Origin of the sequence: Bradyrhizobium sp. HKCCYLRH3061, from assembly GCF_051168015.1 — a bacterium.
Taxonomy (GTDB): Bacteria; Pseudomonadota; Alphaproteobacteria; order Rhizobiales; family Xanthobacteraceae; genus Bradyrhizobium.
Genome location: NZ_JBNPUE010000005.1, coordinates 63,439 through 80,897, shown reverse-complemented (window position 1 = coordinate 80,897; position 17,459 = coordinate 63,439). Strand labels below are relative to the sequence as shown.

3 protein-coding genes (1 of these 3 running past the window's edge) are annotated in these 17,459 nt (G+C 69.2%); all 3 read right to left on the bottom strand.

Annotation, left to right across the window (positions count from 1 at the left end; translation table 11 throughout):
• Tightly spaced (each overlapping or abutting the next), the 3 genes in view from ACQR2C_RS11180 to ACQR2C_RS11170 form a layout consistent with a single transcriptional unit that may run on beyond the window.
• Positions 1-1,167 carry the beginning of a non-ribosomal peptide synthase/polyketide synthase gene (locus tag ACQR2C_RS11180; RefSeq protein ID WP_434881127.1) on the bottom strand. It extends 15,234 nt beyond the left edge of the window, so 1,167 of the gene's 16,401 nt are visible here — the first part of the coding sequence; its start codon is at positions 1,165-1,167; its stop codon lies off the left edge, out of view.
• A complete protein-coding gene (locus tag ACQR2C_RS11175) occupies positions 1,160-7,738 on the bottom strand; it encodes an amino acid adenylation domain-containing protein (protein ID WP_434881126.1) in 6,579 nt (2,192 codons plus the stop codon). The genes ACQR2C_RS11180 and ACQR2C_RS11175 overlap by 8 nt, the downstream gene beginning before the upstream one ends.
• The gene (locus tag ACQR2C_RS11170) at positions 7,735-17,454 is read right to left on the bottom strand and encodes an amino acid adenylation domain-containing protein (RefSeq protein ID WP_434881125.1); all 9,720 of its coding nucleotides are present in this window, start codon (positions 17,452-17,454) and stop codon (positions 7,735-7,737) included. Before ACQR2C_RS11170 ends, ACQR2C_RS11175 begins: the two co-directional genes overlap by 4 nt.
• Between the last annotated feature and the right edge of the window lie 5 nt (positions 17,455-17,459).

The window sequence follows — 17,459 nt, the reverse complement described above, 5'->3', positions numbered from 1 at the left end:
CAGGCTGCGCTGTGGCTGCAACACGTCGAGCAGCCGTTCGAACGGAAGGTCCTGGTGATCCCTGGCCTCGAGCGAAGCCGCGCGCAGCGTTTCGACGACGTCGGCGATCGTCCCCAGGCTGTCGATCCGCGTCCGCAGCACCTGGGTGTTGACCAACAGCCCGATCAGGCGCCGCGTTTCCGGCCGATCGCGATTGGCGAGGGGAACGCCGATGCTGATGTCGTCCTGGCCGCTGTAGCGATAGAGCACCAGCTTCAGTGCCGCGAGCAGCACGACGAACAGCGTCGTGTGATGTTGCCGCGCAAGCTCGCGCAGACGATCGGAAAGCTCGGCGCCGAGTGACAGGCATATGGCACCGCCGGATTGGTCGGTCTGGGCCGAACGCGGCCGATCGAACGGCAGTTGCAGCATCGCCGTGTCGTGCAGCCGGCCGGTCCAGTAGCGGAGCTGCCGCTCCTCCTCCACCGCGCCGAGCCACAGCCGCTGCCAGGCGGAGAAATCGGCGTAGTCGATCTCGAGCGCCGGCAGCGAGGCGGTCTCGCCGCGGACGGCTGCGCGATAGAGCTGCCAGAACTCTTCGGTGAGGACCTGCATCGACCAGCCATCGGCGACGATGTGGTGCAGCGTCACCGAGAGAACATGGTCGTGCTCGTCGAGCCTCAGCAGCGCCGCGCGCAGCAGCGGTCCGGATTCGAGATCGAACGGCAGCGCCGCTTCCTCACGCAGCAGCCGGCGCGCCTGCTGCTCGCAATCATCGCCGGCAATCTCGATGCGGCGAAGCGCGACCGGCGCCGGCGGTCCCACGATCTGCTCCGGCTCGCCGCCGTCCTGCCTGAACGTGGTGCGGAGCGCGGCATGGCGCATGACCAGCTCGTCGAGCGCCCGTTGAAGCGCGGCGGCATCGAGACGGCCCCGCAGCCGGATCGCGACCGGCATGTTGTAGGCGGAGCCGTCCGGATCCATCCGCCACAGGAACCAGAGGCGGGCCTGCGCGAACGACAACAGCGCGCGCTGCAGCTGCTGCCGGGCGATCGGCAGAATCGAAAGATCGATGCCCTTGGCCGCCAACTGCGTCAGGAAGGCGCGCTGCTTTGGCGCGTCGAGACGCACCAACCGGCGCGCGATCTCGCTGAGCTGCTGGGCCTGAAGCCCGGACTGATCATTCATTGGCGAACTCGACTTCTTCAAGCAGATCGAACATGGCGGCGATGTCGTCGCTGCGCCTCGGCGGCGGGTCCGCGGCGAGCGCGGATGCCATGGTCTCGACCGTGGTCAGTTCGAACAGCCGCTTCAACGGCAGCTCCCGCGCGAGATCGCGCTTGATGCGGCCGACGAGCTGGACGGCCACCAGCGAGTCGCCGCCGAGCTCGAAGAAATCATCGGTGACGCCGACCGCCGGCCTGTGCAGCAGCTCGGCCCAGATCGCCGCGAGCGCAGCCTCGGTCGGATTGCGCGGATCGACGCGCCGCGCCCCCGGAGGCGTCGCATCCGGCCGCGGCAGCGCCTTGCGGTCGATCTTTCCGTTCGGGGTCAGCGGCAGCTCCGGCAGCACGATGACGCGCGAGGGCACCATGTAGTCCGGCAGCGCCGTTGCGAGCGCGGCGCGCAGCTCACTGCCATCGAGCGGGGCCTCGCCGCCGACATAACCGACCAACTGACGGCTGCCGCCGAGCTCGTGCGCGACGACGACGCTGTCGCGCACGCCCGGCTGCTCCCGCAGCCGCGCCTCGATCTCGCCGAGCTCGATCCGATGCCCGCGGATCTTCACCTGATGATCGGCGCGGCCGACATAGTCGAGCACGCCATCGGCCCGCCAGCGCGCGAGGTCCCCGGTCCGGTACAGCCGCGCGCCGTCGTCGCCGAACGGATCCGGAATGAAGCGCTCGGCACTCAGCGCCGCGCGTTTCCAATAGCCGCGCGCGAGCCCGTCACCACCGATGAAGAGCTCGCCGGTGACGCCGACCGGCGCGAGGTTGAGCTCGCCGTCGAGCACGTACAGTGCGGTGTTGCCGATCGGGCTGCCGAGCAGCGGCACCGGATTCGCGCCATCGAGGCGGTGGCGCGCCGACCACACCGTGGTCTCGGTCGGCCCATACAGATTCCAGACCTCGCTGCTCTCTGCGTTCAGCCGCCGCGCCAGATCCGAGGCCAGCGCCTCCCCGCCGCTCAGCAGGCGGCAGCCCTTCGGCAGCCATGGATCAGGATTGGCCGCGTCGTGATCGAGCAGCATGCGCCAGCTCGATGGCGTCGCCTGGATCATGGTCACGCCGTGCCGTGCGACCATCGCCTTGAGGGCCTCGGGATCATGGGCCGCGGCACGGTCGGCGAGCACGACCTGGGCGCCATTTGTGAGTGGCAACCACAGCTCCAGAACGGCGATGTCGAAGGACAACGACGTCAGCGCGAGCACGCGGTCGCCGGCCGCGATGCCCGGCTGTTCGGCCATCGTCGCCAGGAAGTTCGTCAGCGCGGCATGGCGCACCATCACGCCCTTCGGCAGCCCGGTCGAGCCGGAGGTGTAGATGACGTAGGCGAGGTTCTCGGGGTGCACGTCGACGGAAAGATTGTCGGTCTGGCCGAGGCCATCGCCGGCCGCGACCTCGAGCAGCCAAGCCTCGGCCTCGCTCCGCTCCAGCACCGGCGCGAACCGGTCGTGCAGCGTGGCCTGTGTCAGCAGCAGCTTGGCACCGCTGTCGTTCAGCATGTGCGCGAGACGCTCGGCGGGATAGTCCGGATCGAGCGGCAGATAGGCCGCGCCCGCCTTGAGCACCGCGAGCAGCGCCACCATCATCGCGACGCCGCGCTCCAGCGCGAGCCCGACCACCACATCGGGGCCGACGCCGCGATCCCGCAGCCGCCGCGCCAGCCGGTTCGCCCGCGCATTCAGCGCACCGTAGCTGATCGTCTCCGGTCCATGCACCAGCGCGACCGCATCGGGCGTTCGCGCCGCATGCGCCTCGAACTGTCGATACACGCGGGGCGCATTCGCAGCGTTGGTCGCCGTCGCATTCCAGGCCTGCAGCAGCCGCGCGCGATCATCGTCCGGAACGACGTCGATCCGGCGCACCGGCGTATGGGGCGCCTCTTCCAGTGCCAACGCGAGTTGATCGAGCGATTGCTGCATCATCGCGCCGACCCGCTCGGGCGCGACCGGCGCCGCGACCTGGACCGTCAGGTGAAGCCCATGGCCGTCATCGTCCACCGCCAGCATCAGCGGATAGTTGGTGCGCTCCTCGCCGCCGAGCCATTCGACGCCTTGCGGGAGCTCAGCATCCACCTGCGCATCCTGTCTCCGGCCGTGCCGATAGTTCAAGATCGCGGAAAACAGCGGCGTCGGCGGCGCGACACCGCTGCAGCGCTGGGCCATCGCCAGCGAGGCATGCTCATGCGCCATCAGCTCCGCCAGCCGCGCATGCGCCGCGCGAACGCTGTCCTCCACCGACGTGCCGTCGAGATCGAGCCGCACCGGCAGCGTGTTGATGAACAGGCCCAGGCTGCGGCCGGTATCGTGACCGGCCTGCATGCGGCCGAGCAGCACGGTGCCGAACACGACCTGCTCGCGCCCGCTGCTGCGCGCCAGCACCTGCCCCCAGGCGACATGACAGAGGCTGGCGAGGCTCGCGCCAAGGCGCCGCGCCTGTGCACGCAGCCGCGCGTCGAGCGCGGCCGGCAGGGGCAGCCTTGCCTCGCGCACGCCGTCGCCGTCGCTGCGCACCTCCATCAATCCGAACGGTGCCGTGGGCGCATCGATGTCGGCGAGCATGCCGCGGAAGAAACGCTGCTGCGCATCCTGCCCGGCGGGCTTGCGCGTTTCGGCGACAAGATTGCGGAATGGAATCGGCGGAGGCAGATCAGCGCGGCGCCCCGACAGAATCAGCTGCACCTCCTCATGCAACGCCTGCAGCGTGGTATGGTCGCCGACCATGTGATGCAGCAGGACCAGCAGCAGCAGGCGATCATTTTCCTCGTCACGGGCGACAACCAGACGCAGCAACGGCGCCCGGGTCAGATCGAGCCGGCAGGATCCCGGATCGAAGCGGCGGGCCAGCTCGACCTGAGCCGGCGCGTGACCTTCGAGCGCGACTTCGGTGACGCTCAGCGGTGCGTGGCGCCAGACCACCTGCGCCGGAACCGACAACCCATCCCAGAGGAACGACGTCCGCAGCACGTCGTGCCGGTCGATCACGTCCTGAACCGCGGCGAGATAACGATCCAGCAGATCGCGGCCCGCGAATGCCATCTGTGCGACCAGCACGTAAGGATCGCCCTCGGTCGCCAGCAGATGATGGAACAGGATGCCTTCCTGCAACGGCGACAGCGCGTAGATGTCCTGGACGTTGGCGACGCCGCCCGGCACCTGGGCGACCACGCGGTCGATCTCGGGCTGGCTCAGCGCGATCAGCGGCAGCATGTCCGGCGTGATGGCCGCGCTCTCCGGCGCGATCAGGTTGGCGGGGATCGCAATCTCCTCGCCGGGCCGCAGGCTGGCCGCGAGATCGCGCAGCACCGGCCTGGCGAACACCATGTGCGCATCGAGCGTCAGTGCATGGCGCTTCAGCCGGTCCAGCATGCGGACGACGAGCAGCGAATGGCCGCCGAGCTCGAAGAAATGATCGTTGCGGCCGACGCGCTCGATGCCCAGCAGCTCGCGCCAGATGGCCGCGAGGGCCTGTTCGATTTCGCCCCGGGGTGGATCATAGGCGCCGCGGCCGAACGCTTCGTCGTCCGGCGCCGGCAGCGCCTGCCGATCGACCTTGCCGTTGGGTGTCAGCGGAAACGCATCGAGGCGGACGATCGCCGAGGGAACCATGTAATCCGGCAGGCACGCCTGCAATTGCCCGCGCAGCTGCGCGGCCCATGCGGCGGCGTCATCGGTGTCGTCTGCCGGCACCACATAGGCGACGAGCCTGAGATCGCCCTGCGCATCGCGCCGCGCCAGCGCCGCCGAGTCCCGCACGCCGGTTTGCGCATTCAGCCGATGCTCGATCTCACCGAGTTCGATACGGAAGCCGCGGATCTTCACCTGATGGTCGTTGCGGCCAAGAAATTCGATATTGCCGTCGGCCAGATGGCGGCCGAGGTCACCGGTTCGATACATCCGCGCGTCGGCCGACAGCCCGAAGGGATCGGCAGCAAAGCGCTGCGCCGACAGATCCGGACGGTTCAGATAGCCGCGCGCAACCCCTGCCCCGCCGATCCAGATCTCACCCACGGCACCGCGCGGCACCGGCATGCCCTGGGCGTCGAGCAGATAGATGCGCGCATTGGCGATCGGGCGCCCGATCGGGACGATACCGCCGGCAAAGCCGGCTGGACGACGCCACGCGGTGGCGCAGACGGTCGCTTCCGTCGGGCCGTAGGCGTTGAAGACCGCAATCTCCGACGGCAAAACCTCGAACAGCTCCGACTTCGGCAACTCGCCGGCAAGAACCAGCACCTCGAGCCCGGAGAGCCGCGCGAGGTCCGAGCGGCCCTGCAGCATCGCGGGCGGCAGGGTGGCGTGGGTGATGCGATGGTCGGCGAGATAGTTCAACAGCTCGGCTGCGTCGCGATGCTCGCGGCTTCCGAGCAGATGCAGCTCGGCGCCGGCGCAGAGCGCCATGACGATGTCCCACACGCTTGCGTCGAAACTGAAGGAGGCGAACTGCGCGACCCGGCTGTCCGGACCGGTGTCGAACAGCCCGATCTGGGCCTGCGCGAGATTGACCAGGCCATGGTGCTCGATCATCACCCCCTTCGGCCGCCCGGTGGAGCCCGAGGTGTAGATGACATAAGCGAGATTGCGCGGCGTCACGCCGCGGGCATCAACATCCGGCGCGCTGTCCGGCAGCCCGCTCCAGGCCGGTGCATCGCTTTCCACATCGACCACGGGGCATGCCACGTCGCCGAGCGCACCGGCGCTCTCGCGGTCACGGAGCAGCAGCATCGGCTGGGCATCGGCCACGATCTCGCGCAGCCGCTGCAGCGGATAGGTCGGATCCAGCGGCAGATAGGCGGCCCCGGCCTTGAGCACCGCGAGCACGCTGACGATCGTATCGACGCCGCGCTGCTGGCAGATCGCGATCAGCCGGTCCGGACCGGCGCCCAGCGCGACGAGGTGATGCGCGAGGCGATTGGCGCGCAGCTCGAGCTCCCGATAGGTCAGTCTGACCTCGTCATGGACCAGCGCCACCGCTGACGGCCGGCGGCGTGCCTGCTCGGCAATGAGATCCTGGATGCAGCAGTCGGCCGGCGTGAACGATCGGGTGCAATTCCAGCTGTCCAGCAGCAGCGCGCGTTCCTCGGCCGGTAGCAGCTCGATGCGGTCGACCGGCTGGCTGGTGTCAGCGACCATGGCGCGCAGCGTAGCCAGCAGATAGCCGCGATAGCGCCGCACGGTCTCGGCGTCGAACAGCGCCGTCGCGTAGTTGATCTTGCCGGAGATGCGGCCACGGCTCTCACTGAGATCGAGCTCGAGATCGAACTTGACCTTGTGCTGCTCGGTCGCAAGGCGCTCGACCGCCAGGCCGGGCAGCGCCAATGAGCCGATATCATGGCTCTGCCATGCGAACACCACCTGGAACACGGGCGTGTATTCCGGATGCCGCGGCGGCTGGAGCGCCTCGACAAGATGCTCGAATGGCAGGTCCTGATGATCCTGCGCCGCAAGAACGGCCGTCTTCACTCGCTCGATCAGTTCGGCCACAGCGGGACCGCGCGAGAGGTCGAGCCGCAACGCCAGCATGTTGACGAAGAAGCCGGCCAGGCCTTCGAGCTCCGAACGCATCCGATTGGCCGTCGGCGTGCCGATGACGAGATCCTGCTGGCCGGCCAGCCGCGACAGCACGATCGCCCAGGCCGCCAGCACGATGACGAACGGGGTGGCGCCGAGCGCGACGCTCAATTGCCTGATATCGGCCGAAAGACCGTCGTCGATCTCGACAGCCACCGCTGCGCCAGCGTCGGATCGCGGCGTGGGACGCGGACGGTCCGTCGGCAATGCCAGCACGGATGGCGCGTCCTGCAGCACGGCGGTCCAATGATCGAGCTGCCGCTGCAACCGATCTGCCGTGAGCGCATGGCGCTGCCATGCTGCATAGTCCGGATACTGAATCGCCAGCGGCGGCAACGGATCGTCGCCGCCTGCGGCGAAGGCGCCATACAGCGCCGAGAGCTCGCGAACGATGACGCCCATCGACCATCCGTCGGAGATGATGTGGTGCTGGCTGAGCAGAAAGACGTGATCATCATCGCCGAGACTGATCAGGTGGCCGCGGATCAACGGACCCCGAGCGAGATCGAACGGCGCGCGCGTCCACGCATTCAGCAGGTCGGCCAGCCGCGTCTCGCGGTCCGGCCAGCTGCGAAGATCGTGCATCTCCAGCGGCAGGCCGGTATCCGGCGGCAACAGCATGGCTCGCGGCTCGCCCTGCTCGGCAACGAAGACCGTCCGCAGCGCCTCGTGGCGGGAGAACAGCCGATCGAGGCTGCGGCGCCATGCGCCGATGTCGAGCCGGCCCCGCAGCCGCAGCGCGACGTCGATGTGATAGTTCGTGCCTCCGCCCTCGAGCTGTGCCAGCAGCCAGAGCTGCTGCTGCGCGAAGGAGAGCAGTAGCCGACCCCCGCGATCGATGCTCGGGATGGTGTTGACGTCGCGTCTGCCGGCGTTGCGGCCGCGCTGCCGTGCGCGCGAAGCCAGCTGGCGCAATGCGTCCGGATCGAGGTCGCGCAGTCGAGACTGTCCTGATTGTCCGCTCATGATAGCTCCGCCGTCATCAGGTCCTCGAGCTCACCTTCGGCGAACTCCTGCTCGATCAGCCTGATCGAGAGGACGCGCGCGAGCTCCGCCAATTCGGGATGAGCGAACAGCTCGGACAATGGCATCGACGTGCCGAACTCCTGCGCGACGCGGCTGAGCAGCCGTACCGCCAGCAGAGAGTGGCCGCCGAGCTTGAAGAAGTGATCCGCCCGCCCGACACGGTCGAGACCGAGCAGCTCCGCCCAGATGCCGGCCAGCGTGCTCTCGATCTCGCCGACCGGAGCCTGATAGCCGTCCCGCGCCTCGCCTTGCGACGTCGTCGGCAGCGCCTTGCGGTCGATCTTGCCGTTCGGCGTCAGCGGCAGCCGCGGCAGCACGACGACGCGCAACGGCACCATGTAGTCCGGCAGCACGGCCGCGAGCGCCGCGCGAAGCTCGCCGCCATCGAGCATGCTCTCGCTGCTGACATAGCCGACCAGGGTCCTGCCGCCGCCGAACTCCTGCGCGACCACGACGCTGTCGCGGACGCCGGGCAGCGCGCGCAGCCGCGCCTCGATCTCGCCGAGCTCGATGCGATGTCCGCGGATCTTCACCTGGTGATCGGCGCGGCCGACATAATCGAGCGCGCCATCGGCACGCCAGCGCGCCAGATCGCCGGTCCGGTACAGCCGCGCACCGGGGCCGCCGAACGGATCCGGAATGAAGCGCTCCGCGCTGAGCCCGGCGCGCTTCCAATAACCGCGCGCCAATCCCTCGCCGCCGATGAACAGCTCGCCGGCCACGCCAGGCGGCAGCAGGTTGAAATTGGCGTCCAGCACATAGAGCGTCGTGCTGCCGATCGGACCGCCGAGCACCGGCGTTGGATCATCGGAGTCGAGCCGGTGACGCGCAGACCACACCGTGGTCTCGGTCGGCCCATACAGGTTCCAGACCTCGCCGCTCAGCGCGAGGAGCCGCCGCGCCAGATCGGGAGCCAGCGCCTCGCCGCCGCTGAGCGCGCGGCAGCCAAGCGGCAGCCTCGCGGCCGCGTCATGATCGAGCAGCATGCGCCAGCTCGACGGCGTCGCCTGGATCAAGGTTACGGCGTGCCTGGCCACGACCGCCTTCAGCGCCGCCGGATCCTGAGCCGACGCGCGGTCAGCCAGCACGATGCGTGCGCCCCGCGTGAGCGGCAGCCACAGCTCCAGCACCGCGATGTCGAACGATAACGAGGTCAGCGCCAGCACGCGATCGTCGGACGTGATCCCCGGCTGCTCGGCCATGGTCGCCAGGAAGTTCGTCAATGCGCCGTGGCGTACCATCACGCCCTTGGGCAAGCCCGTCGAGCCCGAGGTATAGATGACGTAGGCAAGGCTCTCAGGATGAATGGAAAGGTCGAGATTGTCGGTGTCGCCGCCCTCGTCGGCACGATCCAGCAGCCAGGCCTCCACTCCGCCGTCGGCCAGCGCGCGCGTGAACCGATCCTGTAGCGGGGCCTGCGTCAGCAGCAAGTTCGCGCCGCTATCACGGAGCATGTGGGCGAGGCGCTCGGCGGGATAGTCCGGATCGAGCGGCAGGTAGGCGGCGCCGGCCTTCAGCACGGCGAGCAGCGCCACGATCATCTCGGCGTCGCGCTCCAGCGCCAGTCCGACCAGGACATCGGCGCCGATCCCGCGCGCGCGCAGTCGCCGCGCCAGCCGGTTGGCGCGTGCGTTCAACTCGCCGTAGCTGATCCGGCGGTCGCCGCTGACGATCGCAACCGCGTCCGGGATGGCCTTCGCGCGCGTCTCGATCTGCGCCACAAGGCCGGGCACCAAATCGCTGAACGGCGGCCGGCATGAGGTCTCGCCGACCGCTGCTCCGCTCCAGCGCAGGACGCACGCCAGTGTCTCACCGTCGACCATTCGAAGGCTGCCGACCGGACGGGTGGCATCCGCCGATATCTGCGTCAGCCAGTCCCGCAACGACGCGCTCACCTGGCGGACCGCATGGTCGTCCAATTGCGCGCGATCGTAGTTGAAGTCGAGGCGCAGCCCCTCCGGTCCGTCGAACACGATGACCGCGATCGGATAGTTGGTCGGCGTCACGTGGTCGACCCGCCCGATCCGCGGCCCGGCTCCGTCGCGCGCGGTGAGCGTCCGATCGATCGGATAGTTCTCGAACACCATCAGGCTGTCGAACAGTGGCTGCCCGGCCCTGTCGGCCAGGCGCTGGATCTCGTGCAGCGGCAGCCACTCATAGTCGCGCGCCGCGACGCTGTGCGCCTGCAGCGCGCGCAGCCAGTCGCCGGTCGCGGTGTGCGGATGCGCGCGGTCGATCAGCGGCAGCGTATTGATGAAGAGGCCGACGATGTGCTCGGCGCCTGCCAGCTCGGCCGGACGGCCCGAGACCGTGACGCCAAAGCAGACCGCTCTTTGCCCGGTATACTGCCGCAGCAATTGCGCCCAGGTCCCCTGCAGCAGCGTGTTCATCGTGATGCGCTGCTGTGTCGCGAACCGCCGCAGGCGAGCCGCGAGATCGCCGTCCACGCGCAAAGTCAGCCGGCCATGGCCGCTCGCAGCGTCGATCGCGCGGCTGGCGCGCAAGGCACCGGCCAGCGGCGTGGGCTCGAAATTGCGCAGCGTCTCGCGCCAGACATCCGCGGCTGCCGCCTGGTCTCGCGTCTGCAGCCAGGCGATGTAGTCACGATAGCTGCCTTGCGCCGCCGACGGCGCATGGCCGCCGATCTGCTGAAGGACGTCGGCAAGCAGCCGCGCCGAGCTCCAGCCGTCAAGCACGATGTGATGATGCGTCCAGATCAGCCACAGCCTGTCTTCGCCGAGCCGGATCAGCCGCAGCCGCTGCAGCGGCGGCCGCGTGATGTCGAAGCCAGGCTTGCGCTCGTGCACCGCCGCCTCCGCGAGCGCCGCATCGATCTCCGCCGCGGCGGCGCCATCAGCGATACGGCCACACCAATCCTCCTCGACCACGGGCACGTCGAGCTGGCGGTACACGATCTGCTGAGCCGCGCCGGACAATTGCTGCCAGACAAACCCCGTCCGCAGCGCCGCATGCCGCGCGCTCGCCGCCTGCCATGCCGCACGCACCTGCGACGGCGTCACCCCGCGGAGCTCGATCGAGAGCTGGTTGACATAGACGTCATCAGCGCCATCGCGCAGCGCATGGAACAGCAAGCCCTGCTGCATCGGCGACAGCGGATAGATGTCCTCGACGGAGCGACAGTCGATCGTCGCGCAGAGCCTGTCGAGCGCCGCCTGATCGAGCCCCGCGACCGGAACGTCGGACGGGGTCAGACCGCCGGCAGCGCCGAGGCAGTGATCGACGAGACCATGCAGCGCCGCGCGATAGAGCTCCGCGAGCCGTTCGACGGTGGCGCGCCGATAGCGCCGGCTGCCATAGCGGAAGCCGAGACGCAGCTGTCCTTCGCGCACCTCGCCATTGATGGTGAGCCAGGCCCGCAACGGCGTGTCTGCGGCCCGCATCGGTCCCGGATTCTCCGGCGCGATCCGGTACGGCGCCGACGCGCCGAGCTGCCCATCGAAGCGGCCGAGATAGTTGAAGACGATACGCGGGCTTGGCGTCTGCGATAGCGCCTCGCGCTGCTCCTTCGCGCCGAGATAGCGCAGGACGCCATAGCCGAGCCCACGGTCGGGCACGGCGCGCAAGCTCTCCTTGACGCGGGCGATGAGCGCACGGTCGGTCTCGCTGCCGCCGTCGAGACAGACCGGAAATGCGGTGGTGAACCAGCCCACCGTCCGCGTGAGATCGACGTCCGCAAAGACATCCTCGCGGCCGTGGCCCTCGAGCTCGATCGCGACGCCATCGATCCCGCTCCAATTCCAGAGCGCACGCGCCAGCGCCGCCAGCAGCAGGTCATTGACCTGCGTGCGATAGGCCGCAGGCGCGGCATCGAGCAGCTGTTCGGTCAGCTCCGCCTCGACGTTGAGCACGACCTCCTCGGCCTCGGCCTCGACATCGGCGCCGCCATGATCGTCGTCACAGGGCAGCGCGCGGCCGCGCGAGGACGCCAGCCAGAAGGCCATCTCGCCAGCCAGCCGATCGGACGCCGCATGCGCGCGCAGCCGCTGCGCCCATGACGACGGCGCGGAGCTCGTGGACGGCAGGGTGACGGCGGCCGCCCGCCCTGCCAGTTGCTCATAGGCCATCGTGATGTCTTCGAGCAGGATCCGCCATGACACGCCGTCGACGGCGAGGTGATGAACCGCGATCAGCAGCCGCTGGCTGCCGTCGGCCATGTCTAACCCGACCGCGCGCAGCAGCGATCCCGCTGCCAATGACAGGCTCGCCTGTGCCGCCGCCGCGATCGCACCGATGTCGGCCGGCTCGGCCGCCGTGCGGATCCAAAGCAGCTCAGCCTCGGCAGGCAGATCGGCCGGCGCCGCCTGCCATTCGCCCGCGACCTGACGGTACGTCATGCGAAGCGCGTCGTGATGCCTCACCACGGCATCGAGCGCCCGCTGCAGCACGCTCCAGTCGATGCGGTCCCGCGGGATCAGAAGCACCGCCTGGTTGAAGTGATCGCGGTTGGGAATGTCGTCGGCAAAGAAGCGCAATTGGATCGGCAGCAGCTCCGCAGCGCAGGCGTTCATTGCGTTGCGTGCTGCTGCCGGCGGCGTCATGGCCGGTGCGGAGGTGGTCGCAACCACACCGGCCAGCGCCGCTATCGTCTGCTGCGCGAACATCTGCTTCGGCGTCAGCCTGACGCCGCGCTTGCGCAGCCGCGCGATGATCTGGAGGCTCAGAATGGAGTCGCCGCCGAGCTCGAAGAAATTGTCATTGCGGCCGATCCGCTCGCGGCCGAGCACGTCCTGCCAGACCTCCGCGATCGCCTGCTCCACCGCGCCGACAGGGGCGGCATAGGACAGCACGACGTCCTCGTCCGGCTGCGGCAGCGCCGCTCGGTCGAGCTTGCCGTTGGCGGTCAGCGGCAGCCGCTCAAGCACGACGAAGCGCGAGGGCACCATGTAGTCCGGCAGCATCGCCGAGAGCTGGTGCCGCAGCGCCTCCGGCTGCAACACGACGTTTGTCGCGGCAACACAATAGGCCACGAGCTCCTGGCGTTCCCGCTCCGCGTCGACGGCGCGGACCACGACGGCGGCATCGGCGACGCCATTCAACGAGCAGACGGCGCGGCCGATCTCGGCGGGCTCGACGCGGTAGCCGCGCAGCTTCACCTGATCGTCGCGCCGGCCCACGAACACGACCCGACCCGCCTGATCACAGCGCACCAAATCGCCGGTGCGGTAGAGGCGTTCGCCTGAGACTCCGAACGGATCGGGGACGAAGCGCTCGGCCGTCTGTCCAGGCGCGCCGCGATAGCCGCGCGCCAGCCCGGCGCCACCGATGTAGAGCTCACCAGCGACCCCGGCCGGCACGATATTCAACGCATCGTCGAGAACGTAGGCGCGCAGGTTCGCAAGCGGCAATCCGACCGGCACCACACCTTCGGCGTCGGCGTCCGTCCACTCATGGGTCATCACGCCGACCGTCGTCTCGGTCGGGCCGTAGTGATTGACGATCCGGCAGTGCGGCCGCAGCCGACGGACCTCTGCGATCAGGCCGGGATCGCAGGCCTCGCCGCCGAGGATCAGCACGTCGCGTGGCAGGATGTCGGCCGAGCGCCGCGCCCGCAACAGGCCGCGCAGATGGCTCGGCACGATCTTGAGGACGCCGATCTCGCCATCGCGCATCGCTTGCGAAAACGCATCCGCATCGAACGCAGCATCGGCCGGCAGCAGGTTCAAGGTCACACCGCTCGCGAGCGCGCCGAACAGCACGGTGTGGCCGAGATCGGCGGCGACCGTCGAGACCATCGCCATGCCGCCGCCGGCAGGCGGCTGCAGTCGGGACAGCAGCGCCTGCACGTAGTTGGCGAGCGCGCCGTGCGAGACGGCAACTCCCTTGGGCGCGCCGGTCGAACCCGAGGTGTAGATGATGTAGGCGGTCTGCGCCGGACGGGGCCGCGGGGCATCGAACGCGGACGCATCGCCGCGCTCAGTGCCGTCGAGTGTACGACAGGCCAGCGCCCTCGCCGCAGCCAGATGCTCGCCGGTTGCGATCAGGATGCCAATCTCGCCGTCCCGAAGGATGCGCGCAACGCGCGCCACCGGCCACGCCGGATCGAGCGGCACGACGGCGCCGCCCGCCTTGAGGACGCCGAGCAGCGCCGCGACGAAGGCCGGCGACCGCTCGATCCACAACGCCACCGGCGTCTCGCGCGTGACGCCGGCCGCGACGAGCGCGCCCGCGATGTGGTCCGACCAGCGCGCCAGCCCGGCTGCGCTGACAGTGTCCTGTCCCTGACGCAGCGCGACCCGGTCGTCGCGGCCCGCAAACGCAGTGCCGATCAGATCGAGGATATCCGTCGCGGGGAAGCTCTTCGCCTCCGCTGCGACGGTCTGCCTGACTTCCCGCGCGATCGCGAAGTCGCGCAGCGGCCGGTCGGGACCGGCCGCGATCTGCCGCAGAAAATCGACGAGCTGGCCGCCGATCCGCTCGACCGTGGCCGCATCGAACAGATCCGTCGCAAAATTCAGGCTCGCATCCATGCCCGCCGGGCCGTCGACGATATCGAGCGCGAGATCGAAATGCGAGCCGGCGAGATCGACGATGCGCGTCTCGGCGCGCAGGCCGTCGCCGAGCGCAAGTCCGGCCGGCGCGGCCATGTAGTTGAACTTGACCTGGAACAGCGGATTGTGGCCGCCGGAGCGGGCCGGCTTGAGCGCATCGACGAGACGGTCGAACGGCAGATCCTGATGCGCGAGCCCGGTGATGACCTCCTCTTTCGCCTGCGCCAGCAGTTCGGCGAAGCTCATGCCGTCGGCCACGTCGGCCCGCAACACCAGCGTATTGACGAAGCAGCCGATCAACGATGCCAGCTCGGCCTGCCGGCGGCCGGCGACGGGCACCCCGACGCGCAGGTCGGAGCGGCCGGAGTAGCGGAACAGCAGCAACTGATAGGCGGCGAGCAAAAGCATGAACATGCTGACGCGATGCTCCCTGGCGAGCATGCGCAGCTTCAGCGCCAGATCGGGCGGGATCGCGAGGTGGATGGTGTCGCCGCGATAGCTCGGCACCGCCGGTCGCGGCCGGTCGAACGGCAAGGCGAGCGGCGCATCCGCATCGCCGAGCCGCCCGCGCCAATAGGCGAGCTGCTGCGCGGCCTCGGGGCCGGCGAGCCACTCCCGCTGCCAGGCGGCGTAGTCGGCATATTGGATGGCGGATGGCGGCGGCAGCGCGACTGCTCCGCGCCGGAGCCCGTCATAAAGCGTAGCGATCTCAGCCAGCAGCACGTCGAGCGAGAGGCCATCGGCGACGATGTGATGCGCCGACAAAAGCAGTTCGTGGCGATCGTCCGCGAGCTGCATCAGCACCGCGCGCAGCAGCGGGCCATCGACGAGATCGAACGGCCGCGCCAGCTCCTCGCGTGTCCGCGCCGCGGCCCGCGACGCGCGCTCCGCTGCCGGCCTGCGCCGTAGATCCTCGACCGCGACGGGAATCTCGGTTGCCGCATGGATCACCTGCACGACACGACCGTCCGGCGCGGCAAAGCTGGTGCGCAGCGTCTCGTGCCGCGCAATGATCTCGGTCAGCGCCTGCACCAGCAGCGCCTGATCGAGCGCGCCGTCGAAGCGGAGCGTGCAGGCGATGGTGTAGGCCGTGCTGGCCGGGTCCATGCTCCAGAGGAACCACAGCCGCTCTTGCGCGGGCGACAGCAGTTCGCGCACGCCCGCCGGGGCCGGCTGCAGCGGCGCCAGCGCTCTTGCATCGGTGCCGGCCGCATCGACCAGCGCCGCAAGCGCTGCGAGCGTCGGCGCATCGAAGAAGCTGCGCAGCGCGAGCTCGATTCCGAACTGCTCGCGCACCATCGCCGCGACCTGGGCGGCTGCGACCGAATTGCCGCCGAGCATGAAGAAGTCGTCGCCGCAGCCGACGGCCGTGACCCGGAGCACATCCCGCCAGATCAGCGCAAGACGGCGTTCGGTTTCCGTTGCAAGCTCCGAGGACGGCGACCGGTCCGCCGCCTCACGCCGCCGCTCGAACACCCTGAAACTGTCGAGCGTGCCGTGCGCCCACCCGGCGCGGCAGGCGGAGCGCTGCAGCTTGCCGCTGGTGGTCAACGGCATGCCCTGCGGGTTCAGCAGCACGACCACCGCCGGATAATCTTGCGTCTGCCGCATGACCGCATCGCCGATCGCCTTGATCAGCACATCGGCCGGCGTCCGCCGCAGCACCGCCCTGCTGAACTCGGCCGCCACGCCGATGCCTTCGGCGCCATCGATCTCGACCGGGAAGGCCGCGACGCGCCCCTTCCGGACCGAGGCCACGTCGGACTCGACAGCCTGCTCCAGGTCGAATGGATAGATGTTCTGGCCGCGAACGATCAGCAGATCCTTGAGCCTCCCGGTGACGACGAGCTCGCCGTCACGGACGAATCCGAGGTCGCCGGTCCGCAACCAGCGCGCGCCGTCGCGAAGGACGAACGTCTGCTGCGTCGCCTCGGGATTGTTCCAATAGCCCTGCGCGACGCTCGGACCCGCGACCCAGATCTCTCCGACTTCGTTCGCCTCGGCCTGGGCGGACGCATCGGTTCTCATGATGCGGACGGCGTGACCGTCGGCCACGGTGCCGCAGACCATCAGGTCCGTCCCTGCGTCGGTATCGGCAACACGGCCGCCAGCGAGTGCTGCGGAATCGAGCATATGACAAGCCGCCAGGCTCGCGCTGTCGCCTGCGGTCACCAGCAAGGTCGCCTCGGCAAGGCCGTAGCAAGGCGTCAGAACGCGAGGATCGAGGCCCGCGGGCCGGAAGCGCGCGGCAAAGCGATCCAGCGTCGCGCGCCGCACGAACTCCGAGCCGGAGAACGCGAAGCGCCAGCGGCTAAGGTCCAGGTGCGCGATCGCCGCATCCGAGATCCGGTCCGCGCAGAGCGCGAATGCGAAGTCCGGCCCGCCGCTGCAGGTGCCGCCGTGGCGATCGATGGCCTCGAGCCATCGCCGCGGCTGCTCGAGGAAATTGCGCGGCGTCATCAGCACCGCGGTGAAACCCGTGAACAGCGGATTGAGCAATCCGCCCATCAATCCCATGTCGTGATAGAGCGGCAGCCAGCTGACGAACACGTCATCCCGGGTGCCGCCGAGCACCGCCTCCATCGCAATCTCATTGGCGACGAGGTTTCGGTGGGTGACGCAGACGCCCTTCGGCTGCGACGTCGAACCCGACGTATATTGGAGGAACGCGATCGCATCGCCGTTCAGCTCCGTCTCGCGCCAGGAGACGGCCGCGCCGACCGGCACCTCGTCGACGGCAACAACATCGGCCCGGGTCTGGCCCACACAGGCCGTGACGGCGTCGCGAAGCCGCGCCTGGGTGAGAATGAGCCGTGGCGCCGCATCGCGCAGGATGCCGTCGAGGCGGCTGGCGTAGCGCTCCTTACCGGCCTCCGGCGGATAGGCCGGCACGGCAATGACCCCGGCATAGAGACAGGCGTAGAACGCAACCGCATAGTCGGGCCCGTTCGGCAGCAGGATCACGGCACGTTCGCCGGCACGCGCGATCTCCTGCAAATGCGCGGCAAGGGCACGGATGCGCCGGTCCAGCGCCGCGAATGACAGCTCGTCGACGACGTCGTCGCCTTCGATGAAGCGCAGCGCCGGATGATCGGCACGCGAGGCGGCATGCTCACGGAGTCGTTCGACGAGGGTCTGTGGCGGCATCTTGC

Coding starts and splice junctions, on each gene's coding strand:
- ACQR2C_RS11175 (WP_434881126.1), bottom strand. CDS start 7,738: ATGAGCGGACAATCAGGACAGTCTCGACTGCGCGACCTCGATCCGGAC.
- ACQR2C_RS11170 (WP_434881125.1), bottom strand. CDS start 17,454: ATGCCGCCACAGACCCTCGTCGAACGACTCCGTGAGCATGCCGCCTCG.